1 protein-coding gene is annotated in these 707 nt (G+C 33.9%); it reads right to left on the bottom strand.

Annotation, left to right across the window (positions count from 1 at the left end):
* Window positions 1–707 (bottom strand): tetratricopeptide repeat protein (locus ACFQ1G_RS01315; RefSeq protein WP_380736434.1); only part of this gene is annotated, 707 nt, incomplete at both ends.

Below are 707 nucleotides of genomic sequence, written 5' to 3'. Positions count from 1 at the left end.
ATTGTTTAATTGTTGTTTAAATTTCAATATCTCCGATAGATAAATTTCATTAAGAAATTCGTTGTACACATCATCACGTTTGTAATGCATATTATTCTCTGCCTTAATTGTATATTCTCTTGCTTTTTCAACATCGCCCATTTTTTCATATGCTTTTGCCGTTCCGAAATAGGCTTCTGGGGTATATTCAAATTGATTTAAAGCTCTTTGAAATTCGCTTATAGCTTTTTGGTAATTCCCAAGTTCATATTCGCAAAGCCCAAGATATACGAACGAATAAATGTCAGCCCAACCCTCTTTCTGATTTTTGATGTGACGACTGAATAATTTAATAGCTTTTGGGTAGTCCTTTTTTCCGAAATAGCATTCCCCTCGCAAAAAGTCAATGTCTTCTCCCCAAGGTGCATCAACGAAATTTGGCGTTAAACTATCAAGTCGGTCAAAATCAGCGAGAGCTTCATCATAATCTCTCATTTTTCTCAACCTTATCCAACCTCTGTATCCCAAATGAAGTTTCGGGTCAAGTTCAACTGCTTTATTTAAATATTTAAAACCCGTTCCAAAATCACCTGCTTTGTTGAGAAGCACAGAATATTCCATATATTCTTTACTAGATCCAAAATCTTCAATTTGCTGTGATACCTCTTTTCTTTTCTCAATTTTTTCTTTTTCCCCTAAAGGATAATAAATACTAAAACCAATTGCTA

Origin of the sequence: Salinimicrobium gaetbulicola (assembly GCF_042676025.1) — a bacterium.
Taxonomy (GTDB): Bacteria; Bacteroidota; Bacteroidia; order Flavobacteriales; family Flavobacteriaceae; genus Salinimicrobium; species Salinimicrobium gaetbulicola.
Note: the sequence above shows the minus strand (reverse complement) of the source record. Positions and strands in the feature narration are given on the sequence as shown.